The sequence below is a fragment of the Curtobacterium sp. MCLR17_007 genome (genome assembly GCF_003234655.2).
Classification (GTDB): domain Bacteria; phylum Actinomycetota; class Actinomycetes; order Actinomycetales; family Microbacteriaceae; genus Curtobacterium.
Map to the genome: position 1 here is coordinate 38,842 of NZ_CP126271.1, position 23,833 is coordinate 62,674.

The following is a 23,833-nucleotide window of genomic DNA, read 5'->3' on the forward strand; positions in this document are numbered from 1 at the left end:
GTCGGGATGACCGACCCCATCGTCACGCCGCTCGGCTTCGCCCACGTGCGACTGACCGTGACCGACATCCGCCGCAGCAAGGCCTTCTACGAGCAGCTGTTCGGGATGGCGCCCGGCAGCGACTTCAGTGACCAGATCGACGACCCGACCGTCCACGACGATCCCTGGCGCACCTACGGCGGGTGCTCGTTCACGTTCGGCGGTCAGACGCTCGGGCTCCGCCCGGTGGCACCCGTCGGCGACCGGTTCGACCCGGACCGCGTCGGGCTGGACCACGTCTCCTTCCGCGTGGGCTCCGTGGACGACCTGCACGCGACCGTCGAGCGCCTGGACGCGGCCGGCATCGCGCACGGCGAGGTCACCGACCTGCCGCCGTTCGGGCTCGTCATCCTGTCCGTGCAGGACCCCGACGACGTCAACCTGGAGTTCGCAGCGCCCCGGGGATGACGTGGTCGAGGACCCGCCGCGCCACCTCGGCGGCCGTCAGGTCGTCGGTGGCGACCACCAGTTCGTCCAGGTCCGCACGGGCCTGCCGTTCCTGCAGTTCGACGCACCGTTCCAGGTGCCACCAGAGTTCCGCGGCACGCGAGCTGTCGTACCGGAGTCGCAGACGGGCCTCCAGGGTCTGCGCGCTGGCGACCAGCCGGACCGAGCGGATGCGCATCCCCGTCGCGTCTGCGTACCGACGCATGTCCTGCGGGTCGGCGATGACGCCGCTCAGCACGAGCTGCCGTGGACCTGTGCGACGGTAGTTCGCCCAGACCGCCGCGATGTTCTGGGCCTCGACGGCCGTGTTGGTCGGGTCGTCCGCCGCGACGGGCCACGACCGGTGGAACCAGTCCACGTCCATCAGGCTGAACGGCCGACCCGCGGCGGCCAGGAGGTTCCCGACGTGGTCGAGGACCGAGGTCTTCCCGACCCCGTACGAGCCGTTGAGGAAGAGCGCTGCTGACGAACCGTCGTCAGTCATCGGTGAGCGCTGCGGCGTATGCGCGGACGGACCGGTGGTAGCGCGGCAGGGTGGGTTCGACGGCTTCGATCGCGACACGGAGTGCCTCGTCGTGACGACCCGCGCTGTGCAGGGCGAGCGCCAGGAAGACCCTCGGGGCAGCCCCCGTCGCCGGGTGGGTCGGAGCGTGCTCGAGCATGGCGATCGCCTCGTCGAGACGACCGAGGTTCCGCAGGGTCGATGCGTGCTGCACGACCATCTGCGCGGCGCGTGTCGGGTCCACGGCGTCCAGACCCGCTGCCGTGGCGGCCGTGTAGTGGGTGTCGGCCTCGGCCTCGTGTCCACCCGAGTCACACGCGCCGCCGAGCTCGAACGCACCGAGCGCGAGGTGCGGGGCGGCGTCGGCGAGCACCCGCATCCGGTCGATCCGCTGCTCGTCGTCGACGGTCTCGTCTGCCCACAGCGCCGCGACGGCGCGTTCCCAGTCGTCGGTGTCCATCGCCCCAGGCTACGAGGTCGTCGTCAACCGGGGGGTGGGCCGGAAGGCGCGCGGTGTCACCCGGACGTCCAGGTCCGTCCAGCCGAGCTGGCGTTGCCTGGCGGTGTCAGACCACAGGAGGACACATGAGCAAGACCTGGTTCATCACCGGCGCATCCAAGGGCTTCGGCCGCGAGTGGGCGGAAGCCGCACTCGAGCGCGGCGACTCGGTCGCCGGCACGGCCCGCAACACCGACGACGTGCAGCCGCTCGTCGACCAGTATCCGGACACGTTCCTCGCCATCCAGCTCGACGTCACCGACCGCTCGGCCGACTTCGCCGCGGTCGAGCAGGCGGCGGACCACTTCGGCTCGCTCGACGTCGTCATCAACAACGCCGGCTTCGGCCACTTCGGCATGGTCGAGGAGCTCACCGAGGACGAGGTCCGCAGCCAGCTCGAGACCAACCTGTTCGGTGCGCTCTGGGTCACCCAGGCGGCCCTGCCGATCATGCGCGAGCAGGGCTCCGGCCACGTCATCCAGGTGTCGAGCATCGGCGGCATCAGCGCCTTCCCGACCGTCGGCGCGTACCACGCGTCGAAGTGGGCGCTCGAGGGCCTGTCGCAGTCGCTCTCGCAGGAGGTCGCGGGCTTCGGCATCAACGTCACGCTGATCGAGCCCGGCGGGTTCTCGACCGACTGGTCGGGCCCGTCGTCGAAGCACAGCGACGAGAACCCGGCGTACGCGGACGTGCGCGAGGCGGCCTCGAAGCGTCCGTCGGCCGCCGACCCGGGCAAGCCCGAGGCGACCCGGTCGGCGATCCTCAAGGTCGTCGACGCCGAGCAGCCCCCGCTGCGCGTCTTCTTCGGCAAGGCGCCGCTCGGCATCGCCGAGAAGGACTACGAGTCGCGTCTGGCCACCTGGCGCGAGTGGCAGCCCGTCGCGGAAGAGGCCCACGGCGCCTGACCGACCGCGTCCGGGGACGACGCTGGACGCGGCGTCCCCGGACGAGGCAGGGTCGTGGCAGAAGCCGGGTCGCGTCTCAGCTCACCCACACGTTCTGCGCGATCGGGTGCAGCACCCCGTCGCCCTCGCCGGCGAAGCCGTCCGTCACGAGCGCCGTCCGGCGTCCCTCGTCGCCGGTCATGTTCACGATGACCGACTCCGGGTGCACGACACCGCCGCACGTGGTCCAGTTGTCCACGCTGGCCGGATCCGGGTCGTACGCGATCAGGCAGGCGCCGCCGCCCGCATCGGCCGCGATCCAGTAGGTCGTCCCGTCCCGGGTCACCGCCAGCCGCTGGCTGTTGGCGACCATCGTGTCAGGAGGATCGATCGCGTCGTCCGGCAGGGTGTCGTCGGGTGAGAACGGCCGGTCCAGGATCGCGAGGTACCGACCCGGGTCGGGCGTGGCCGCGACGCCGGACGGTGCCACGGTGCCGGCGGCCGACCGGGACGGGGCGGGCTCGTCCGCCGCGGTGCACCCGGCCGCCAGCATCGCCAGCGACCCCGCGATGCCCGCGGTGATCGCGATCCGAGACGTCTGCATGGTTCCCCCCACCGTTGCTGCACGCTAGCAGCAGGCGAACAGGCAGCGCACGACGCGCAGCACCGCACCGCGCGACCCCGACGACCCGACAACTCCGACGCCACGTCAGGCCGCCGGCACGGCCCCGGCCAACTCCGCCGCCGACACCGGCCGCCCGAGTACCCGCCCGGCAGCCCGTAACCCGGACAGCAGCGCCCCGTGCACCGTCGCGGGGTCGTCGCCCCACGTGGCCTCGCCCGCCAGCTGCACGCGGCCGACCGCTGTCCCGAGCAGGTCGTGGTCGTCGGTCGACGCCCCGACGTGCAGATACGAGTACGACCCCCGCGCGAACGGGTCCGCCGCCCACCGGGTGATCCGCACTGCCTGGGGTGCAGGCACCGCTCCGCCGAACATGTGCCGGAGTGCTGCAAGCCCCTCCGTGACGATCTCGTCGTCGGTCAGCCGCTCGAGCCGACGGGCACCAGCACCACCGACCAGCGCGGCGAGCACGGGCTCCCCGGTCACGCGGGACATGTCGTACCAGGAGTGCCAGTCCACGCCGGCGGGCCCCTGCTGCCGGATCACCCAGTCCGAGCCCCAGAACCGCGTCGGGAAGCGCAGGAACACCTTGTCGTAGACGCCGAACCCGAGCCGGCCCATCGCACCGGCGACGGGGTCGGGCAGCGGCGGGTCGAAGACGACGTCGCCCGCCTGCAGCACGCCGAGCGGCACCGTCACCACGGCCGACGCGGCGCTGAACACGGCACCGTCGGCGGTCGTCACCCGGACGCGCTCGTCGTTCTGCGCGACCTCGGTCACGACGGCACCGGTCCGCACGTCCAGCCCGTCGGCCAGCGCCGCCGCGTACTGCCCGTACCCGCGGGGGAACACGACCTCGTCACCGGGCACGTGCTCCTCCTCGAGCCCGTGGGCGTCGAGGTCGGTGACGGGTGCGCCGCACAGGTCCTCGGAGCGGTGCGCCAGGTACTCGGACACTCGCAGTGCTCGATCGCCCGACCACCCGAGCGACGACAGCACCGCGGCGACCACCTCGGCGTACGAGACGCCCGGGGCAGCCGCTGCGACCGCGCCGTCGAGCAGCCGGTCGACGGTGTGCAGGTCGTCGACGAACGACGACACGGCAGGGTCCGGCAGGGCCGCGCCAGCCGAGTCGTGCCACGCGATCGGTCGCCGGTCGAACTGGAAGCTGCCGACGGTGAACTCGACGGTGTCGATGCCGAACGCGGTCGCCAGCTCCCACAGCGGGTTGCCGTCGACGCCGTGGATCCACGACGCACCGAGGTCGACGGGCACGCCGAGCGCGGTGTCGGTCCAGGTGCGCCCGCCGATGCGGTCGCGGGCCTCGAGCACGACGACGTCCTGCCCGGCCAGCACCAGGGCACGCGCGGCGGCGAGCCCGGCCACACCGGCCCCGACGACGATCACGTCCACGCCCATCAGTGCCCTCCCGTCAGCGGTGCCATCAGCCGCGCGGCGATGCTCGCCCGCCCGGTCAGTGCTTCCTCGCGGTCGGCCAGGTCCGTCGCGACCAGCCCGGCGTTCGCCCCGAGGAACCGCAGCGGCTCGCGCTCCCAGTCGGGGGAGTGGTGCCCGACCCACGGAAGCGCAGTCAGGTCCGAGCGGACCCCGCGCACCAGGTCGGCGAGGGTGCGCCCCGCCAGGTTGGTCGTCGACAGCCCGTCCCCGACGTAGCCGCCGGCGGTGCCCACGGCGCCGTCCCACGTCACCGAGGCGCACCAGTCGCGCGGCACCCCGAGCGGCCCGCCCCAGGTGTGGGTGACGGGTGCGTCGGCCACCGCCGGGAACAGGTCGACCAGGGCGGATCGCAGGTGCGAGAACACCCGCGGGACCCGGTCGTACCCGGGGCGGATCGCCGACCCCCAGTGGTACCGGGCGCCCCGGCCGCCGAACGCCAGGCGGTCGTCGGCGGTGCGCTGCCCGTAGACCAGCAGGTGCCGGTAGTCCGAGAACGTCTGCCCGTGCTCGAGCCCGATCCGGTCCCACACGGCGGCGGGCAGCGGTGCGGTCGCGATCATGAGCGAGTACAGGGGCATGATCCGGCGTCGGGTCTGCGGCAGTTGTGCTCCGTAGCCCTCGACCGCGACGACGACCGCGCCGGCCGACACGGTCCCGCGGGCGGTGACCACCCGCCCTGCGGCCCAGGACGTGGCGGGCGTGTGCTCCGCGATCACGACACCACGGGCCTCCAGGGCGGCGGCCAGTCCGCGCACCAACGCGGCGGGCTGCACCCGCGCGCAGTCCGGGGTCCACGCCACGCCGACGGTGCCGGCGGCGTCACCGTCCGCTGCCGGCCGGTGCACCATGTCGTCACCGAAGGCGCCGGCGGACACGACCTCGTCGCGGGCCGCGCGGTCCTGCACCGCGGACCGCGCGTACAGCACGGTGCCGCCCTTGACGTAGTCGCAGTCGATGCCGGCCTCGGCCGCTGCGCGCCCGACCTCGTCGACGGTCTCGCGCATCGCCCGACGCATCGCGAGTGCGGCCCGCAGGCCGTCGTGCTCGGCGATGGACGCGGCCGACCGCGGGAAGAGCGCCGAGCACCAGCCCCCGTTCCGTCCGGACGCCCCGAAGCCCGCGATCTCGCGTTCCACGACGACGATCTGGAGGCCCGGATCACCCTGCAGCAGGTACCACGCGGTCCAGAGACCGGTGAGTCCACCGCCGACGATGCAGACGTCCGCCGTGCGGTCGCCGTCGAGGGGTGGCCGGGGCGTCAGGTCGTCGCGGCCGGTGACCACGAGCTGGTCCAGCCAGAACGAGACGCCCCGGTAGCCCGTCACGGTCAGATCTTCGACGCGGCCTCGGACAGCACGCTCCGCAGGATCGAGGTGATCTCGCGGAACTCCGGCTGCCCGATGGTGAGCGGGGGTGCGAGCTGCACGACGGGGTCGCCCCGGTCGTCGGCGCGGCAGTACAGCCCGGCGTCGAACAGCGCCTTCGACAGGAACCCGCGCAGCAGCCGCTCGGACTCGTCGGTGTCGAAGGTCGTCTTGGTGGCCTTGTCCTTGACGAGCTCGATGCCGTAGAAGTACCCCGCACCGCGCACGTCACCGACGATCGGCAGGTCGCGCAGCGTGTCGAGTTCGGCCTTGAACAGCGGGGCGTTCTGCTGGACGTTGGCGAGCAGGCCCTCTTCCTCGAAGATGTCGAGGTTCTCCATCGCGACCGCGGCCGACACCGGGTGCCCGCCGAACGTGTAGCCGTGGTAGAAGGTCGTGTCGCCCGTGGAGAACGGCTCGAACAGCTTGTCGCTGATGATCGTCGCGCCGATCGGGGAGTACCCCGAGGTCATCGCCTTGGCGCACGTGATCATGTCCGGCACGAAGCCGTACGTGTCACAGGCGAACATCGTGCCGATGCGGCCGAACGCGCAGATGACCTCGTCGGAGACCAGCAGCACGTCGTACTCGTCGCAGATCTCGCGCACGCGCTGGAAGTACCCGGGCGGCGGGGTGAAGCAGCCGCCGGAGTTCTGCACCGGTTCGAGGAACACGGCGGCGACGGTGTCGGGGCCCTCGAACTCGATCATCTCGCGGATGCGCTCGGCGGCCCAGACGCCGAACTCCTCTTCCGACTGGCCCGCGAAACCCATCTCGTCGGCGCGGTAGTAGTTCGTGTTCGGCACGCGCAGCCCGCCGGGGGTCAGCGGCTCGAACATCTGCTTCATCGCGGGGATGCCCGTGATCGCGAGGGCTCCCTGCGGGGTGCCGTGGTACGCGACCGCGCGGGAGACCACCTTGTGCTTCATCGGCTTGCCGCGGAGCTTCCAGTAGTGCTTCGCGAGCTTGAACGCGGTCTCGACGGCCTCACCGCCGCCGGTCGAGAAGAACACCTTGTTGAGGTCGCCCGGCGCCAGGTCGGCCAGGCGGTCGGCGAGCTCGATCGCGGCGGGGTGCGCGTACGACCAGATCGGGAAGAACGACAGCGTCTCGGCCTGCTTCGCCGCCATCTCGGCCAGGCGCTTGCGGCCGTGGCCGGCGGCGACGACGAACAGGCCGGACAGGCCGTCGATGTAGCCCTTGCCGTGGCTGTCGTACACGTGGTGTCCCTCGCCGCGCACCATGATCGGCACGTCGGCGCCGGCCTGGTTGGCCCCGTGGCGGGCGAAGTGCATCCACAGGTGGTCACGGGACTTCTGCTGCAGGGCGGCGTCGTCGACAGGCGCGAACGGGTCGTACGAGCCCAGGCGGGTCGGTCGGTCGGTGATGGTCATCGCGTTCCCCAGTCGTAGAGCTGTTTGCGGAGTTGCAGGTAGACGAAGGTCTCGGTACCGGTCACGCCCGGGATGGCCCGGATCGTGCCGTTGAGCAGTTCGATCAGGTCGTCGTCGTCCTCGCAGACGACCTCGACCATCAGGTCGAAGCTGCCCGCGGTCATCACGAGGTAGTCGACGGCCGCCAGCTGTTCGAGTGCGTCGGCGACCTTGCGGGTGTCACCGTTGACGCGGATGCCGATCATCGCCTGCCGGTGGAAGCCGAGCTGCATCGGGTCGGTGACCGCCACGATCTGCATGACGCCGGTCTCGGTCAGCTTCTGCACGCGCTGCCGGACCGCCGCCTCGCTGAGACCGACCGCCTTGCCGATCTCCCCGTACGGACGGCGGCCGTCGGCCTGGAGCTGCTCGATGATGCGCTTGGAGATGTCGTCGATCGGACCCGGACGTCGTGGTGCTGCCGCCATGCCCGACAGCATGGCAGCGCATTCCTCGTCAATGCAAGGGATTCCGTTGTGAACAACGTGTTTCGCAACGATTTCCGTTGTTACAGGTCTTCCGAACCGCCGTTTTCCGTGTCAGTATCACGGCCATGCCGGACACCACGAGCACCGTCACCCACCCTGTGCGGAACTTCGTCGGGGGCGCGTTCGTCGAGCCCCGTGGGGACGCCGTCATGGACCTGGTCGACCCCACCGACGAGCAGGTCTACGGCGTCTCCCCGGTGTCCACCGCTGCCGACGTGGACGACGCGTTCACGTCGGCGGCGGCTGCGTCCGCACAGTGGCGCCGGACGACCCCGGGCGAACGGCAGCTCGCGCTGTTCCGGATCGCCGACGCGATGGAGGAGCGGGCCGAGGAGTTCGCCGACCTGGAGTCCCTGGACACCGGCAAGCCCCGCGCCACCCTGGTGCAGGACGAGATCCTGCTGTCGGTCGACCAGCTCCGGTTCTTCGCCGGTGCCGCCCGCAACCTCGAGGGCCGGAGCGCCGGCGAGTACCTGGCCGACCACACGTCCTTCGTCCGTCGCGAACCGATCGGCGTCGTCGCGCAGGTCACGCCGTGGAACTACCCGCTCAACATGGCGGTGTGGAAGATCGCGCCCGCCATCGCCGCGGGCAACACCACCGTGCTGAAGCCGAGCGACACGACACCCCTGTCGACGCTGCTGCTCGCCGAGGTCGCGGCGGAGTTCCTGCCGCCGGGCGTGCTCAACGTCGTCGTCGGGGACCGCACCACGGGCGCCGCGATGATCGACCACCCGACCCCGCAGCTCGTCTCGATCACCGGGTCCGTCCGCGCGGGCATGGAGGTCGCCCGCGCCGCCGCGAACGACCTCAAGCGCACCCACCTCGAGCTCGGCGGCAAGGCGCCCGTGATCGTCTTCGACGACGCCGACATCCCGGCCGCGGTCGCCGGCATCGTCGCGGCCGGGTTCTTCAACGCCGGGCAGGACTGCACCGCGGCGACCCGGCTGCTCGTGCAGGAGGGCATCCACGACGAGTTCGTCGCCGCCCTGGTCGCCGAGGCCCGGGGCAACGCGCAGTGCGGCCCCGACGTCGACGCCCCGTACTTCGGCCCGGTCAACAACGCCGGGCAGCTCGCCCAGGTGCGCTCGTTCATCGACACACTCCCCGACCACGCGACGATCGAGCTCGGCGGGCACCGGATCGGCGACCGTGGCTTCCACCACCAGGCGACGATCGTGTCCGGCCTGCACCAGGACGACCGGATCGTGCAGCAGGAGGTGTTCGGGCCGGTGCAGACCGTGCAGCGCTTCCGCACCGAGGAGGACGCCCTGCGTGCCGCGAACGGTGTGGAGTACGGCCTGGCGAGCTCCGTCTGGACGACCGACCACGCCCGGGCCATGCGCTTCGCCCGCGACCTGGACTTCGGCTGCGTCTGGATCAACACGCACATCCCGATCGTCGCCGAGATGCCGCACGGGGGCTTCGGCCACTCCGGCTACGGCAAGGACCTGTCCCAGTACGGGTTCGACGACTACACCCGCATCAAGCACGTCATGTCCCACATCGGCTGAGCCCGATCCACCCTGCAGCAGGAGGCACCATGGCAGTGACCGGCACGTTCGCCGAATCGGGAGCCGATCTCCGGCTCGAGCAGATCACCAAGTCGTTCCCCGGGCACACCGCGGTCGACGCCCTGGACCTGACGGTCCCGGCGGGGTCGTTCTTCGCCCTGCTCGGTCCGTCGGGCTGCGGCAAGACCACCACGCTCCGACTGGTCGCCGGGCTCGAGGAACCCACGAGCGGCAGCATCCTGCTGGGTGGCGAGGACGTCACCGAGACCAAGCCGTACCAGCGGCCGGTCAACACCGTGTTCCAGAACTACGCGCTCTTCCCGCACATGAGCGTGCTCGACAACGTCGCGTTCGGCCTGAAGCGCCGCCGCATCCCGGACCCGATGACGAAGGCACGGGAGGCGCTGCGGCTGGTCGAGCTCGAGGCGTCGGCGTCGAAGCGGCCCGCGCAGCTGTCCGGCGGCATGCAGCAGCGCGTCGCCCTGGCCCGCGCCATCGTCAACCGGCCGGCGCTGCTGCTGCTCGACGAACCGCTCGGCGCCCTCGACCTGAAGCTCCGGCACCAGATGCAGCTCGAGCTCAAGACCATCCAGGCCGAGGTCGGGTTGACGTTCCTGCACGTCACCCACGACCAGGAGGAGGCGATGACGATGGCCGACACCGTCGCCGTGATGAACGGTGGCCGGATCGAGCAGATGGGCAGCCCCGAGGACCTCTACGAACTCCCGCGCACCGCGTTCGTCGCCAACTTCCTGGGGCAGTCGAACCTGCTCGAGGGCGACGTGCAGGGCACCGACGGCCCGCTGCTGGTCGTCCGGACCGCGGCCGGCACGTTGGCCGTGCCCACCGACCGCGCGGTCACCACCACGGGCCGCGTGGTCGTCGGGGTCCGCCCCGAGAAGCTCAAGATCCGCACCGCCGAACCCGCGCGCGAATCCGGCCGCAACATCCTCGGCCCCGGACGCGTCGTCGACGTCTCGTTCTCCGGCGTCAGCACGCAGTACCTGGTCGACGTCCCCGGAGCCGGCCGGGTGTCGGTGTTCGCCCAGAACTCGAAGGGCGGCCCGCGGGTCGCGACCGGCACCGAGGTGTGGCTCACCTGGGGCGTCGACCACGGTTTCGGTCTGGAGGCTCCGCACACGTCCGACGCGACGGTCACCACCCAGCCCGCACCGGGCCTCCCGTCCGGCCAGCCCGCCACCGCAGGTGCGGTCGCATGAGCGCCGGACCCGACCTGCTGCGCGGCCTGACCTCCGCCCGTGTCAGCCGCCGGGGGCTGCTCGCCGGTGGCGGTGCCGCGGCGCTCGCCGCCCTGCTGACCGGGTGCAGCATCAAGGGCTCGGCCGGGTCGCAGGGCGACCCCGTCGACTGGACGGCCTTCTGGCGGGACGCGAAGGAGACCAAGGACCTGAACTTCGCGAACTGGCCGCTGTACATCGACTCCGACCACGGCAAGTCCGAGTCCCTGCGGCTGTTCGAGCAGGAGACGGGCATCGCCGTGGACTACCAGGCGGTGATCCAGGACAACGCGACGTTCTACGCCACCGTCTCCCCGATCCTCCGGGCGAAGGGGTCGACCGGCTACGACCTGGTCGTCATGACGAACGGGTACGAGCTCACCGAGATGATCAAGAACGGCTTCGTGTGCCAGCTCGACCGGTCGCGGATGCCGAACTTCGCCAAGTACGCGTCGGACTCGGTGCAGGACCCGAACTACGACCCGGGCAACAAGCACTCCGTGGTGTGGCAGACCGGGTTCACGGGCCTGGCGTACAACCCGAAGTACACCGGGCGGAAGATCACCTCGTTCCAGGACCTGCTCGACCCCGCGTTCCGTGGCCGCATCGGGCTGATGAGCGACAACACCGAGCTCGGTTCGCTCGCGCTGCTGGCGCTCGGCATCGCTCCGGAGACCTCGACGCCGTCGGACTGGCGGAAGGCGCAGGACTGGCTGCGGAAGCTGCGGCCGAGTGTCGCCGGCTTCTACGACCAGAGCTACGTCAACCGGTTGGAGAACGGCGACACGTGGATCACCCAGGCGTGGTCGGGTGACGTGTTCCAGGCGCAGCAGTCCGGGTTCCCGGACCTGGAGTTCGTCACGCCGGACGAGGGCCAGATGATGTGGCACGACAACATGCTCATCCCGAAGCAGGCCGCCAACCCGCTGTCGGCGTTGACCTGGATGGACTACTACTACACGCCGCGGATCGCCGGGATCGTCGAGGACTACGTCAACTACGTGTGCCCGGTGCCCGGCGCCGAGGACTACGTGCGCGACGAGCTCAAGGACCCCACCGTGGCCGACAGTCCGCTCGTGTTCCCGGATGCGTCGGTGCTGGAGAAGTCGCACGAGTTCCGCGTGTTCGCCAACTACGACGAGTACTCGGAGTGGAACGGCATCTTCAACGCGGTGGTGCAGTCGTGAGCGCCGTCGGGGTGGCCCCGGGGTTCGGGCCCGCCGGCACCGCGTCGGTACGCCGGGGACGTCGTCGCAGCACGCCGTTCCTGCTCGCGCTGGTCGGCACCGCGTACCTCTGCGTGTTCTTCGTGATCCCGCTGGTGTCCGGGCTGATCGTCTCGCTGATGTCGGGCAACCCGGACGACGGGTACACGTTCACGTGGAACTTCGGGATCTACTCGTCACTGTTCGTCGACCCGCAGGTGCCGTACCTGACGTTCCTGCTGCGCTCGCTCTGGTACGGCCTGGCCGCCACCGTCGTGACGATCATCGTCGGGTACCCGGTGGCGTACTTCGTCGCGTTCCGGGTGTCGCCGCGGTGGAAGAACCCGCTGCTCATGCTCGTGTTCATCAGCTTCCTGGTGTCGTTCGTCATCCGCACCGACATGTGGGCGTTCGTGCTGGCGTCGCAGGGGCCCGTCGTCACCGTCCTGCAGGGGATCGGGCTGGCCGGCAAGGACTTCCACATCCTCGGCACCGGCGGGGCGGTCGTCTTCGGGGACGCGTACAACGACCTGGCGTTCATGGTGCTGCCGATCTACGCCGCGCTCGAGCGGATCGACCCGCGACTCGGCGAGGCGGCGAACGACCTGTACGCCGGCAAGGTCCGTGCGTTCTGGCACACCACGCTGCCGCTGTCCCGCTCCGGCATCTTCGCCGGGGTGCTGCTCGTGTTCATCGACTGCGTCGGCGACCCGGTCAACTCGGCGCTGCTCGGGGGCACGAACACGTACACGATCGGGCAGGCGATCCAGGACGCCTACTCCGGCAACCAGCAGTACAACGTCGCCGCGGCCCTGTCGACCGTGCTCATGGTCGTGCTCGGCATCATCCTGTTCATCTACGCCCGGGTCTCCGGCACCGACGACCTCGAGGACCTCGTATGACCGCCGTCGCCCCACCCCGTTCGTCCACAGGACCGGCATCGCCGGTCTCCGCGCCGGTCGTGCACCGCAACGGCGTGAACCGCCGCGGGCCGTGGCTGGCGATCGTGTACTGGGTCGTCATCGCGATCACCCTCGTGCCGATCGTCTACATGGTCGTGTACTCGTTCAACGACGCCCCCACGAACCGCCTGTCGTTCGCGTGGAACGGCTTCACGACCTACTGGTACGCCAACCTGGTGAACGTGTCCGGACTCGGGCAGGCCTTCGTGACGTCCGTGGTCGTCGCGTTCCTGGCCGCGATCGTGTCCGTCGCGATCGGGCTGCCGCTCGCGCTGGCCCTCGAGCGGTACCGGTTCCCGGGCCGCGGCGTCGTGAACAGCGTCGTGTTCGCCGACATCGCGGCGCCGTCGATCGTCGTCGGGTCCGCGTCGCTGTCGTTCTTCCTGTCGATCGGGCTCGGGACCGGGTTCCTGACGGTGCTGCTGACACACGTGGCGTTCGACGTGGCGTACGTCGTCGTGGTGCTGCGGGCGCGGATCGCGGGGACCTCCCGGGCACTCGAAGAGGCGGCCGGTGACCTCGGGGCGACACCGTTCCAGGCCTTCCGGCTCGTGACGCTCCCGCTGCTGGCGCCGGGCATGCTCGCCGCGGGGCTGTTGGCGCTCGCGATGTCGATCGACGACTACGTGATCACGTCGTTCGTCGCCGGACCCGCGGTGACCTTCCCCCTGTTCGTGTACGGCGCCGCGAAGGCCGGGATGCCGCCGCAGGTGCTCTGCTTCGGGACGCTGGTGTTCGCGGTGGGACTGCTGGTCGCGCTGCTGAACGGCGCGCTGAACCGTCGGTTGGCGCGCACGCGGGGGTGACGCCCCGGCGCTGTTGCGCCGCCGGGTGGTGCGCGGTTGTCCGGCTGGTGCGAGGTTGATGCCTCGCACCAGGCGGCCGACGTCGCACCGGGCGGCGAACTCGCACGGTGCGGGTGTCATCGCCGGCGGACACGAGGAGCGGGCCGGGACGCTGGGCCGGAACGTGCCAGGCAACCGACCGACGGGAGGCCCGGGGCCAGCTGGCACCGGGCCTCCCGTCCGCGATCGGTCGCGTCAGGCGGCGACGCGCGCGGCCTGGTCGCGGTCGGCCGCGACGTCGTCGCGCAGCATGCGGTCGGCGGTGCGGAGCGACAGCGCCATGATCGTCAGCGCCGGGTTGGCGATGAGCGAACTCGGGAAGACCGAGTTGTCGACGATCCACATGTTCGGCACGTCCCACGAGCGGCCGACCGCGTCGACGACCGAGCGCTCGGGATCGGTGCCCATCCGCGCGGTGCCCACGGTGTGCGCGGTGCGGTCGAGCACGCGCACGTCCTTGCCGCCGGCGGCCTCGACGATCGCGGTCATCGTCGCGATGGCGTGCTCCGCGACCGCGGCCTCGTTGTCACCGGGCGAGAACGTGACCCGGGCGACGGGCATGCCGTTCGCGTCGAGCTCGTCGGTCAGGACCAGCCGGTTGTCGTCGTACGGCAGGCACTCGGCGTTGATGCCGACGCCGGCCATCCGCGGGTAGTCGCGCATCGCCCGGACGAGGGCGGCGCCACGGAGGCCACCGCCGCGCACGAGCGAGGTCGCGAGGGTCAGCGGCTGCACGCCCAGGCTCTGGATCAGGTAGCCGCCAGCGAAGTCGACGCCCTCGGGACGGATGAAGTCCTCGGTGATGATCGACGACGGGTAGCCGCGGTACGAGCGCATCGACTCGTCGAACGTCGCCCACACCTGGGTCGCGCCGTGGGCCGTGAAGTTGCGGCCCACCTGACCGCTGCTGTTGGCGAGTCCGGTGTGCAGCAGCAGCCGGGGGGTCTCGATCCCGCCGGCGGCCAGCACGAGGGAGCGGGTGCGCTGGCGGTGGTCACGGCCACCCTGGCGGTAGACGACCGCCTCGACCTGCCCACGGGCGTCGAGCTCGATGCCGTGCACGAACGACTCGGCACGGATCTCCGCGCCGAACGCGACCGCGGCGGGCAGGTACGTGGTGTCCATGGACACCTTCGCGCCGTTCCGGCAGCCCTGGTGGCACGAGCCGCACGCCACGCACGCCTGGCGCAGGCCGTGGTGCTCCTGCATGCGGTCCTCGGTGGTGAGTCCCACGGGGGCATCAGTGGCCGTGATCCCGAGGGCCGCGGTGCCGCGCATCATCATGTCCGACGAGGCGTTCCGCGCCGCCGGGCCCATGCGGTAGCGACGAGCGGGGTCCCACGGGTAGTGCGCGGGTCCGGCGACGCCGACGTCGTGCTCGGCCTGCTCGATCCAGCGGACCAGCTCGGCGTGCTCGATCGGCCAGTCCTCGCCCTTGCCCGAGTCGGTGCGCAGCCGGATGTCGTGCTCGTTCGGGCGCGGGGTGAACGCACCCCAGTGCAGCGTCGACCCACCCACGCCGGTGCCGCTGTTGTTCGGGCCGAACGCGGTCGGGGCGCTGCCGCCGCTGATGCGCTCGTCCATCCAGTTGATGTCACCGGGGGCCTCGACCTCGTCGGGCGTGTGGTCCCCGGGCTCCGTGTTCGGACCGGCCTCGAGGGCGACGACCCGCAGGCCGCGTCGTGCCAGGGTCGCGAGCAGCGGTGCGCCACCCGCACCCGTGCCGACGACCACCACGTCGACGATCTCGTCCTCGGCATACCGGCGCTGGTCGTTCAGGTTCATCGTGCGGCTCCCGCCGGTTCCCATGCTTCTCGCTGTCCCGCTCCGAGGAGCAGGAAGCCCTGCTTGCGGACGCCGTCGCCACCGTTGGCGAAGCCGTCGTAGTCGATCTCGGCCATGGTCGCGGGGTGCGCGACCCACTGCTTTGCGAGGTCCACGCTGGCGTCCTCGGCCCAGGCGCGGAGCTGCTCCGCGTCGAAGGGACCGGCGGCCGGCGTGTGCTCGCCCTCGGACACCGCGTCGAGCACGGTCGCCAGGTGGTCGTCGCCCCGGTCGGCCTCGGGCGCGAGTGCGTCGAGTCCGGCGCGGTAGGCGTCCACGTCGACGGGCAGCCCGTCCGGACGCCAGCCGTCGCCGAGGCCGTCGGCGAGCTGCGCGTCGACGCGGAGCGCCAGGTCCACCGGACGGTCGTCCTGCGGCACGACGACCCGGGCGAATGCACGGAGGGTGGTCAGCTGGCGGTCGGTAAGGACCTGCGGGGATGCGCCGGGGTCGTCCGGCAGCGACCGGACCGCCAGGATGCCCCGGGTCCGCGCACTGACGCGCGGTGAGGCGATGACGCGCACGGTGGCGGCAGGCACGAGGGGTCCTGGAGCGACTCGGCGGTCCCAGAAGTCCCGGATGCGGTCGGCGACGTCGTCCGGGCGCTCCCACGGCAGCAGGTGGGCGGCGCCCTCGACGACGCCGAACTCGCCGTTCGGCCAGTGCGGCAGGTTCAGGGTGCGCTGCGCGTCGGGTCCGAGGTCGCCGTCGGCCGCGCCGGCCAGGACGAGCGCCGGCACCGGGTTCGGGGGGAAGCGGTCGGACCAGTCCTCGCGGCTGCCGCGGACGAGCCAGGCGGTCCAGGCCTCGGGGGCGGCGCGCTGCACGTCGTGCACGGCCATGGCGTGGGGCTCCGGCGGCAGCTGCTCGTCGGTGTTCGCGGACACGAAGGTGTCTGCCTCGTCCGGGCCGATCTCGCCGTCGGACGCCCAGCCGAGCATGGTCTGTCGCCGCTCGTCGTCCATCGGCTCGGGCGACAGCGGCGAGGCGGCGAGCAGCACCACGGCGCGCAGGCCGAACAGGCCGTTCGAGCCGTCGATCGTCCGTGACGCCACCACCGACGCGACCTTGCCGCCCATCGAGTGCCCGACGAGCACCCACTCGGTGGCGCCGCTCCGGCCGATGGCACGCTCGACGCGCTCGACCATCTCCTCGACCGTCGTGCCGGTCACGGCGGAGGACCGCCCGAAGCCGGGCAGGTCGACGCCGATCAGGTCGAGGGTCCCGGCGAGACGCGCACGGAGGGTCGCGAACTCCTCGGAACTCGACCCGAGGGCGTGCAGGCAGAATGCGGTCGCCGTCATCCTTCGTTTCTACGGACGAGCCACGGGGTTGTTCACAGCCTGCTGTACCCCCGTGCGCACGACACCCGTCGCCGGTAGGTTCTCCACATGAGTGCAGAGCTGACGCTCGGCGCCGAGGAAGAACTGCACCTCATCGACCTCGAGTCCGGCCGACTTTCCGCGAAGGCCCCCCGCCTTCTGCCCAAGCTGCCCGCCGACCGCTTCGGCGCCGAACTGCAGCGGACCACCATCGAGACGAACACCCCGGTCGTGACGACCCTCGACGACCTCCGGCGGGTGATCGTCGACCTGCGCCAAGAGCTCTCCGCGGCGATCGAGCCCGCGGGGGTGACGATCGCCGCGGCCGGCACGGCACCCCGGTCCGAGTACGCCGACTTCGAGCTGACGTCGGGCGGTCGCTTCGGCCGGATGCAGGAGCAGTACCGGATGCTCGTCGACGAACAGCTCATCTGCGGGCTGCAGGTGCACGTCGGGGTGAGCGACCGCGACCTCGCGGTGCAGATCGCCCAGCGCGTGGCACCGACGCTGCCCGCGCTGCTGGCCCTGAGTGCGTCGAGTCCGTTCTGGAACGGGCAGGACACCGGGTACTCCTCGTTCCGCAGCATCATCTGGCAGCGGTGGCCGTCCGCCGGCAGCTTCGGTCGGGTGTCGAGTGCGGCGGAGTACGACAAGGTGCTCGACGACCTCATCGCGTCGGGCGTGATCGCCGACAAGAAGATGGCGTACTTCGACGTCCGGCCCTCGTCCCACGCGCCGACGCTCGAGCTCCGGGTCTGCGACGCCACCCCCGTGGTCGACGACGCCGTCCTGATCGCCGGGCTCTTCCGCGCCGCGGTCCGCAAGGCCGAGCTCGCGGTCGAGTCCGGCGCCGAGTGGCACCCGCGCAGCGAACCGCTGCACCGGGCGGCGATGTGGCAGGCCGCCCGCAGCGGTCTGAGCGGCGAACTGCTCGGGCTCGGGCAGCACCCGGAGCGCCTTCCGGCAGAGATCGCGGTCCGACAGCTCGTCTCCCGCCTGCGTCCCGAGCTCGAGGAACTCGGCGACTGGGCCACGGTCGCCGACCTGGTCGAGGACACGCTCGCTCGGGGCACCTCCACCGACCGGCAACGCACCGCGTACGCCGAGCGCGGCAGCCTGGACGACGTCGTCGCCCAGGTCATCGCCGACACCGCGGGGACGCCCTCCGGCCACGAGGAACACCCCGTGGTCGCGATCCCGTCCTACCGGGTGCGCGCGGGCGACGAAGCGGTCGGACCCGGTGCCCGCCCGCGCCCCGCCTTCCGCGACCTGGCCGCGTTCTTCCGCGGCTGGGACGCCGACACCACGATCGAGCGCTGCGCCGCGCGGGACGTCTGGACCCGCGAGCACGAGGTCGGGTTCGTCGTCGACGGCGGCGTGCAGGTCTTCGGGTGCGACCTGGTGCCGCGCACGATCAGTGCCTACGAGTGGGCCCAGCTCGAGGCCGGTCTCGCCCAGCGGGCACGGGCCATCGAGCTCTTCCTGCGTGACGCGTACGGCGCCAGACGGATCGTCACGGACGGTGCGATGCACCAGGACGACTTCGTCGGGGCGAACGGCTGGGACCCGGATGCGGCTCGGCTCCCCGCCGATGCCGTCCGGGCGTCGGTGATCGGCTTCGACCTGATCCGGAACGAGTTCGGCGGGTGGCGCGTGCTCGAGGACAACGTTCGCTCGCCCTCCGGTGTCGCGTACGGACTCGCCCTGCGCGAGATGATGGACGACGTGGTGCCGGACGCCCCCCGCCCCGACCGGTTGCGCGACCCGCACACCGTCCTCGGTCTGCTGCGTGACACCCTCTGCGCGAACGCGTCCGCCGTCACCGGCCACCCGGACCCGGTCGTGGCCCTGGTGTCGGACGGCCCGGGCGCCGGTGCCTGGTACGAACACCGTCGCCTGGCTGACGGCGCCGGCATGCGGCTGGTGTCCGAGTCCGACCTCGACGTCCGCGACGGGCAGGTGGTCCATGCCCCGTCGGGCGAGGTCCTGCACGCGCTCTACCTGCGGATCGACCGCGACGTCAGCGCGCTGCGGACCGACGCGACCCCGGACCTCGGCGCGCGGATCCTCGACGCGGCGCAGGCGGGCACGGTGCACCTCGCCAACGCGCCGGGCAACGCGCTGGTCGACGACAAGGCGATGTACGTCTGGGTGCCGGACCTGATCTGGTACTACCTCGAGCAGAAGCCCCTGCTCGAGTCCGTGCCGACGTACCGCACCGGCATCGAGGTCGAGCGGCTGTCCGTGCTCGACCGCGTCGGCGAGCTCGTCACCAAGCCCGTCGACGGCGAGGGCGGCCGCGACGTGATGATCGGTCCGAGCGCGAGTGCCCCCGAGGTCGCGGAACGCCGACGCGCGATCGCCGCCGACCCCGCGGGCTGGGTGGGGCAAGAGGTCGTGCAGCTGTCGTCGCACCCCACCATCGGCCCCTCCGGCCTCGACCCGCGGCACGTCGACCTCCGGGCGTTCGTGTACGTCACCGGGACCGGCCCGGACGACGTCCACCTGGCCGACGTCGCGCTGACCCGCGTCGCCCCCGAGGGCAGCATGGTCGTCAACTCCTCGCGGGGCGGCGGCGCCAAGGACACGTGGATCATCGACGCGGAAGCAGCGCGCTGATGTGCGGGCTCGCGGGCGAGATCCGCTTCGACGGCACCGCACCCGACGTGGTCGCGGTCGCCCGGATGACGGGCTGCATGGTGCACCGGGGCCCCGACGGCGACGGCCTGTGGGCCCGCGGCCCCGTCGCGCTCGGCCACCGACGTCTGTCGATCGTCGACCTGTCCACCGCCGGGGCGCAGCCGATGGTCGTGGCGCGGCTGGGTCTCACGATCGCCTACAACGGCATGGTCTACAACTACCGGCAGCTCCGCGACGAGCTGCACGGCAAGGGCCACACCTTCGACTCGACGTCGGACACCGAGGTCATCGTCGCCGCGTACGCCGAGTGGGGCACCGCGTTCGTCGAGCACCTGGTCGGGATGTTCGCGATCGCGATCTGGGAGCACGCCAGCGGGCGGCTCGTCCTGGCGCGGGACCGCCTGGGCATCAAGCCGCTCTACGTCGCTCCTGTGCCCGGCGGGCTCCGGTTCGCGAGCTCCCTGCCCGCGGTCCTGGCGGGCAGCGGCGGCGGCAGCCATGACGTCGACACGTCGATCGACCCGGTCGCCTTCGCGTCGTACATGACCTTCCACTCGATCGTCCCGGCTCCGCGCACGATCCTGTCCGGTGTCGGCAAGCTCCCGCCCGCGACCGTCCGGGTGGTCGAGCCCGACGGCACGACCACGGACACCGTGTACTGGGAACCCCGGTTCGAGCGTGACCCGGCCAAGGCCGACTGGTCGGACCAGGACTGGCAGCACGCCATGGTCGAGTCCCTCCGCACCGCGGTCGGACGGCGCATGGTCGCCGACGTCCCCGTGGGCGTGCTGCTCTCCGGCGGCATCGACTCCTCGCTCGTGGTCGCCCTGCTCGCCGAGGCCGGTCAGCGCGACCTCGCCACGTTCAGCATCGGCTTCGAGGCGGCCGGCGGTGAGTCCGGCGACGAGTTCGAGTACTCGGACCTGGTCGCCCGGCACTTCGGCACCGACCACCACCGCATCCGCATCCCGTCGTCGCGGCTGCTCGACGGCATCGACGGCGCGGTGGCGGCGATGAGCGAGCCCATGGTCAGCCACGACTGCGTCGCGTTCTGGCTGCTGTCACAAGAGGTCTCGCAGCACGTCAAGGTCGTGCAGTCCGGGCAGGGTGCCGACGAGATCCTGGCCGGCTACAGCTGGTACCCGCCGCTGGCGGACGTCCCGCGGGACCAGGCCGCCGAGGCGTACCGCTCGGTGTTCATGGACCGCCGCTGGCCGACTCTGCAGGGACTGCTCGGGGAGCGCTGGCGCAGCGACGACGACACCCCGTCGGCGTTCGTCGACCGCGAGTTCGCCCGCCCCGGTGCCGACGACAGCGTGGACGCCGCACTCCGCAGCGACACGACCATCATGCTCGTCGACGACCCGGTCAAGCGCGTCGACAACATGACCATGGCGTGGGGGCTCGAGGCCCGCGTCCCGTTCCTCGACCACGAGTTCGTCGAGCTGGCCGGGGCGGTCCCGACGGCGCTCAAGCTCGCCGACGGCGGCAAGGGCGTGCTGAAGCGCGCGTCGCGCGGCATCGTCCCCGACGCCGTCATCGACCGCACCAAGGGCTCGTTCCCCGTGCCGGCGATCCGGCAGCTCGAGGGCCCCTACCTCGAGCGCGTCCGCGTCGCGCTGCACGCACCAGAGGCGCGCGAGCGCGGCCTGTTCGACCCGGCGACGGTGGAGCGGATGCTCCGCGACCCGAACACCACCAGGACCGAGATCGGCGCGAACGCGCTCTGGCAGCTCGGCCTGATCGAGATGTGGCTGCAGCACCAGGGGGTGCGGTGAACCGGGCAGGAGGCCCCACCGACGTCGCCAGGCGGGCGACGGTCGTCGGGTCGGTCAGGACCGAGGCCGCGGCCGACCTGGGCGAGCGGCTCACGGCCGCCTGGGGGTCGTGGGGCCCGACGATGACGCGCAACGCGCGCCGTGTCGCCTTCGTGAGCGATCGGTTCGGCACCCCAGAGGTGTTCGTGCAGGACGTCGTGGTGGACGGCCCACCCCCCGAGCCGACCCGCATCGCACTGTCCGACGACCCGGTCATCCGGGTGTCGTGGTCCTCGGACGGCGAGTGGCTCGCCGTGGCGATCGCGACCGACGGCGGCGTGAAGCAGCAGGTCTGGGTGGTCCGTCCCGACGGTTCCGACGCGGCGCAGATCGCCGGGTCGCGGTACCAGCACGCCGAACTCGGACCGTGGAGCCGCAGCGGGCACCGCGTCGTGATCACCCTGCCGTCGACCGAGCCCGAGCAGCCCGCCCGCGCGTACCTGGTGGACCCGGTGTCCGGCGACCGCGACGACCTGGCGGTCGGCGAGCTCATCCACGTGCTCGACCTGTCGGTCGAGGAACGCTTGGTGGTGCTGCGCGACGGGCAGCGCGGGCAGGAGTTCGTCGTCGCCGTCGACCGGTTGACCGACGAGAGCCACCCGCTGCTGACGGACCCGCCGTCCGGATCCGCCGAGATCGCGTTCCTGCGGCCGTCCCCGGCGAGCGAGACCAGCCCGCTCGTGGCGTACGTCGCCACCGAGGCCGGTGCTCCGCGCCGCCAGCTCGTCGCACAGCCCGTCGGCCCGCACGGGTGGCGCGGACGGTCCCGACGCATCGTCGGACGTGACGACGCCGAGCTCGAGTTCCTCGACGCCGACGACGCCGGCCGCACGCTGCTGCTCGGGTGGAACGTCGACGGGCGCAGCGAGCTCGAGCTCGTCAACACGCACGACGCCTCGCGCACCCCGGTGCCGGACCTGCCCGGTGCGGTCGTCACCGACCCGGTGCTCAGCCGCGACGGCCGCAGCGTCATCCTCGCCGTCGAGGGACCGACCAGCCCCCGCGGTCTGTGGCGTCTCGACACGAACGCCCTGACCTGGAGCCGCGTCACCGACGCCCCGGCACTGCCGGACACCCCGCTCGTCGAACCCGTGTTGCAGCGCTTCGCCGCACGCGACGGACTGGAGCTGACCGGATGGCTCTACCCGGCGGTCGAGCCGGCCGCGGCGTCACCGGCGGCTGACGACGTCGACCGGGCCGTTCCTCCCGTCCGTCGCGCAGCGATGGTCCACCTGCACGGCGGGCCGGAGTCGCAGGAACGGCCGACGTTCTCGCCGCAGCACCAGGCGCTCGCCGCGGCGGGCATCACCGTCTTCGCACCGAACATCCGGGGTTCCTCCGGGTACGGCGCCGCGTTCGTGCACGCGGACGACCTGGCCCTGCGGTGGGACGCGCTGGCCGACGTCGTCGACTGCGCCCGGTGGCTCGTGTCGTCGGGCTGGGCAGACCGGTCGCGCGTCGCGGTCGAGGGCCGCTCGTACGGCGGCTACGCGACCAACGCCTCGTTGGCGTTCACCCCGGACGTCTTCGCGGCCGGGGTCGCGGTGTGCGGCATGAGCGACTTCGCGACGTTCTACCGCGACACCGAACCGTGGATCGCGGGAGCCGCGGCGACGAAGTACGGGCACCCGCTGCACGACCACGAGCTGCTCGCGTCGCTGTCGCCGATGCGCGCGGTCGACGACGTGACGGCGCCGCTGCTCGTCGTGCACGGCGAGCTCGACACCAACGTGCCGATCGGCGAGGCGCACCAGCTCGTCGCCGCACTGCGCGACCGGGCGCACGACGTCGAGTACCTCGAGCTCGCGGGCGAGGGGCACGAGTACCGCCGGGCGACGTCGCGTGCGGAACTCGTCCGGACGATGGTGTCGTTCCTGGCCTCCCGTCTCGGGTGAGACCCGGCGTTCCCTAGGATCGAGGACGTGACCACCACCGTGCCCGGCTTCCCGACGGGACGCATCACGCAGCGCGGGCTGCGCGACCGCGTGTACGACCGGGTGCTCGACGTGCTGATGGGGCACGACGTCGAGCCGGGCATGCGCCTGTCGATCGACGGGCTCGCCCGGACGCTCGGTGTCTCGCCGACCCCGGTGCGCGAGGCGCTGGTGCAGCTCGAGCGGACCGGCCTGGTGGTGCGCGAGGCGAACAAGGGGTACCGCGTGGCTCCGCCGCTCGCCGGCGACCAGCTCGAGGCGCTGTTCGACGCCCGGCTCATCATCGAGAGCGGCGCGGTCGACCTCGCGGCCCGGGGTGACGTCGGCGCGCTGCGTGCGCGACTCGAGGCGGCACTCGGGCAACAGGCGGCGGTGGTCCGGGAGATCGCGGCCGTGGGGGTGCAGGCCGCGCCCGAGGAGCTGATGGCCCGGTTCTTCCGGAGCGACTGGCAGTTCCACCAGGTCGTGTTCGACGCCGCACGCAACCCGTTCCTGCAGGAGATGTCCGAGGTCATCACGACGCGGGTGCACCGGATGCGGCAGATCGTCGAGGGCGGCGACGACGACACCGACCGTGCCGTGCACGAGCACCAGGCGATCGTGGACGCGCTGGGGGTCGATCCCCAGACGGCGGTCGCCGCGATGCGGACGCACATCGACGCCGTCCGCGAGCGGTCGCGGGCGGACGCGTCCCACACGCCCTGACGGTCGCGCTGGAGAGCGTCGTCCTGATCGTCCTGATCGTCCTGATCGGCCTGATACGGGGGGACGCCCGTGCCGAGGTTCGGGTCAGCGG

20 protein-coding genes are annotated in these 23,833 nt (G+C 71.8%); 11 read left to right on the plus strand and 9 right to left on the minus strand.

The window, feature by feature from the left end:
- The first annotated feature begins 6 nt into the window (after positions 1 to 6).
- Complete coding sequence (locus tag DEJ13_RS00185; protein WP_111106142.1) at positions 7 to 447, plus strand: VOC family protein; 441 nt, start codon at positions 7 to 9, stop codon at positions 445 to 447.
- Here the strand turns inward: DEJ13_RS00185 and DEJ13_RS00190 are convergent.
- Together DEJ13_RS00190 and DEJ13_RS00195 are read right to left on the minus strand one after the other, a co-directional pair.
- Entirely contained in the window at positions 416 to 970 is a 555-nt protein-coding gene (locus tag DEJ13_RS00190; RefSeq protein WP_111106143.1) for a hypothetical protein, read from the minus strand. The two genes, DEJ13_RS00185 and DEJ13_RS00190, sit on opposite strands and share 32 nt — an antisense overlap.
- Positions 963 to 1,448, minus strand: a complete 486-nt coding sequence (locus DEJ13_RS00195) for a tetratricopeptide repeat protein (RefSeq protein ID WP_056120937.1) — start codon at positions 1,446 to 1,448, stop codon at positions 963 to 965. The genes DEJ13_RS00190 and DEJ13_RS00195 overlap by 8 nt, the downstream gene beginning before the upstream one ends.
- Before the next feature lie 125 nt (positions 1,449 to 1,573).
- On the opposite strand from DEJ13_RS00195, the gene DEJ13_RS00200 reads away from it, so the two are divergent.
- Positions 1,574 to 2,392: an SDR family oxidoreductase gene (locus DEJ13_RS00200; RefSeq protein WP_056120935.1), complete on the plus strand. Its 819-nt coding sequence runs from the start codon at positions 1,574 to 1,576 to the stop codon at positions 2,390 to 2,392.
- Positions 2,393 to 2,468: 76 nt separating this feature from the next.
- On the opposite strand, the gene DEJ13_RS00205 is transcribed toward DEJ13_RS00200, so the two are convergent.
- From DEJ13_RS00205 to DEJ13_RS00225, 5 genes are all read right to left on the minus strand, one after another.
- On the minus strand, positions 2,469 to 2,975 hold the full coding sequence (locus tag DEJ13_RS00205; RefSeq protein ID WP_111106144.1) for a hypothetical protein: 507 nt from the start codon (positions 2,973 to 2,975) through the stop codon (positions 2,469 to 2,471).
- A gap of 105 nt (positions 2,976 to 3,080) precedes the next feature.
- Positions 3,081 to 4,412 (minus strand): flavin monoamine oxidase family protein, encoded by a 1,332-nt coding sequence (locus DEJ13_RS00210; RefSeq protein ID WP_111106145.1) that lies wholly within the window; start codon positions 4,410 to 4,412, stop codon positions 3,081 to 3,083.
- Positions 4,412 to 5,776 carry an NAD(P)/FAD-dependent oxidoreductase gene (locus DEJ13_RS00215; protein ID WP_111106146.1) on the minus strand — a complete coding sequence of 455 codons (1,365 nt, stop codon included), beginning with the start codon at positions 5,774 to 5,776 and terminating at the stop codon, positions 4,412 to 4,414. Before DEJ13_RS00215 ends, DEJ13_RS00210 begins: the two co-directional genes overlap by 1 nt.
- A 2-nt stretch (positions 5,777 to 5,778) precedes the next feature.
- Entirely contained in the window at positions 5,779 to 7,209 is a 1,431-nt protein-coding gene (locus DEJ13_RS00220; RefSeq protein ID WP_111106147.1) for an aspartate aminotransferase family protein, read from the minus strand.
- Entirely contained in the window at positions 7,206 to 7,688 is a 483-nt protein-coding gene (locus DEJ13_RS00225; RefSeq protein ID WP_056120925.1) for an Lrp/AsnC family transcriptional regulator, read from the minus strand. The genes DEJ13_RS00220 and DEJ13_RS00225 overlap by 4 nt, the downstream gene beginning before the upstream one ends.
- Before the next feature lie 113 nt (positions 7,689 to 7,801).
- On the opposite strand from DEJ13_RS00225, the gene DEJ13_RS00230 reads away from it, so the two are divergent.
- Genes DEJ13_RS00230 through DEJ13_RS00250 form a run of 5 tightly spaced genes read left to right on the plus strand, consistent with a single transcriptional unit; the run spans position 7,802 to position 13,461 of the window.
- Positions 7,802 to 9,250, plus strand: a complete 1,449-nt coding sequence (locus tag DEJ13_RS00230; RefSeq protein ID WP_111106148.1) for a gamma-aminobutyraldehyde dehydrogenase — start codon at positions 7,802 to 7,804, stop codon at positions 9,248 to 9,250.
- Positions 9,251 to 9,279: 29 nt separating this feature from the next.
- A complete protein-coding gene (locus DEJ13_RS00235) occupies positions 9,280 to 10,470 on the plus strand; it encodes an ABC transporter ATP-binding protein (protein WP_111106149.1) in 1,191 nt (396 codons plus the stop codon).
- Positions 10,467 to 11,675 carry a polyamine ABC transporter substrate-binding protein gene (locus tag DEJ13_RS00240; protein ID WP_056120921.1) on the plus strand — a complete coding sequence of 403 codons (1,209 nt, stop codon included), beginning with the start codon at positions 10,467 to 10,469 and terminating at the stop codon, positions 11,673 to 11,675. The genes DEJ13_RS00235 and DEJ13_RS00240 overlap by 4 nt, the downstream gene beginning before the upstream one ends.
- The gene (locus tag DEJ13_RS00245) at positions 11,672 to 12,595 is read left to right on the plus strand and encodes an ABC transporter permease (protein ID WP_111106150.1); all 924 of its coding nucleotides are present in this window, start codon (positions 11,672 to 11,674) and stop codon (positions 12,593 to 12,595) included. The genes DEJ13_RS00240 and DEJ13_RS00245 overlap by 4 nt, the downstream gene beginning before the upstream one ends.
- Positions 12,592 to 13,461, plus strand: coding sequence for an ABC transporter permease (locus tag DEJ13_RS00250; protein WP_082517817.1), 870 nt, complete (start codon positions 12,592 to 12,594; stop codon positions 13,459 to 13,461). The genes DEJ13_RS00245 and DEJ13_RS00250 overlap by 4 nt, the downstream gene beginning before the upstream one ends.
- A 234-nt stretch (positions 13,462 to 13,695) precedes the next feature.
- Here the strand turns inward: DEJ13_RS00250 and DEJ13_RS00255 are convergent, their stop codons facing one another.
- Both DEJ13_RS00255 and DEJ13_RS00260 read right to left on the minus strand, forming a co-directional pair.
- Positions 13,696 to 15,285 (minus strand): GMC family oxidoreductase, encoded by a 1,590-nt coding sequence (locus DEJ13_RS00255; protein WP_111106185.1) that lies wholly within the window; start codon positions 15,283 to 15,285, stop codon positions 13,696 to 13,698.
- Entirely contained in the window at positions 15,282 to 16,628 is a 1,347-nt protein-coding gene (locus DEJ13_RS00260; RefSeq protein WP_111106151.1) for an alpha/beta fold hydrolase, read from the minus strand. Before DEJ13_RS00260 ends, DEJ13_RS00255 begins: the two co-directional genes overlap by 4 nt.
- A gap of 87 nt (positions 16,629 to 16,715) precedes the next feature.
- On the opposite strand from DEJ13_RS00260, the gene DEJ13_RS00265 reads away from it, so the two are divergent.
- Genes DEJ13_RS00265 through DEJ13_RS00280 form a run of 4 tightly spaced genes read left to right on the plus strand, consistent with a single transcriptional unit; the run spans position 16,716 to position 23,742 of the window.
- The gene (locus tag DEJ13_RS00265) at positions 16,716 to 19,265 is read left to right on the plus strand and encodes a carboxylate--amine ligase/circularly permuted type 2 ATP-grasp protein (protein WP_111106152.1); all 2,550 of its coding nucleotides are present in this window, start codon (positions 16,716 to 16,718) and stop codon (positions 19,263 to 19,265) included.
- Positions 19,265 to 21,064 (plus strand): N-acetylglutaminylglutamine amidotransferase, encoded by a 1,800-nt coding sequence (locus DEJ13_RS00270; RefSeq protein WP_111106153.1) that lies wholly within the window; start codon positions 19,265 to 19,267, stop codon positions 21,062 to 21,064. Before DEJ13_RS00265 ends, DEJ13_RS00270 begins: the two co-directional genes overlap by 1 nt.
- The gene (locus tag DEJ13_RS00275) at positions 21,061 to 22,998 is read left to right on the plus strand and encodes a S9 family peptidase (RefSeq protein ID WP_258374032.1); all 1,938 of its coding nucleotides are present in this window, start codon (positions 21,061 to 21,063) and stop codon (positions 22,996 to 22,998) included. The genes DEJ13_RS00270 and DEJ13_RS00275 overlap by 4 nt, the downstream gene beginning before the upstream one ends.
- Before the next feature lie 27 nt (positions 22,999 to 23,025).
- Positions 23,026 to 23,742, plus strand: a complete 717-nt coding sequence (locus tag DEJ13_RS00280) for a GntR family transcriptional regulator (protein WP_111106155.1) — start codon at positions 23,026 to 23,028, stop codon at positions 23,740 to 23,742.
- The last annotated feature ends 91 nt before the right edge of the window (positions 23,743 to 23,833 follow it).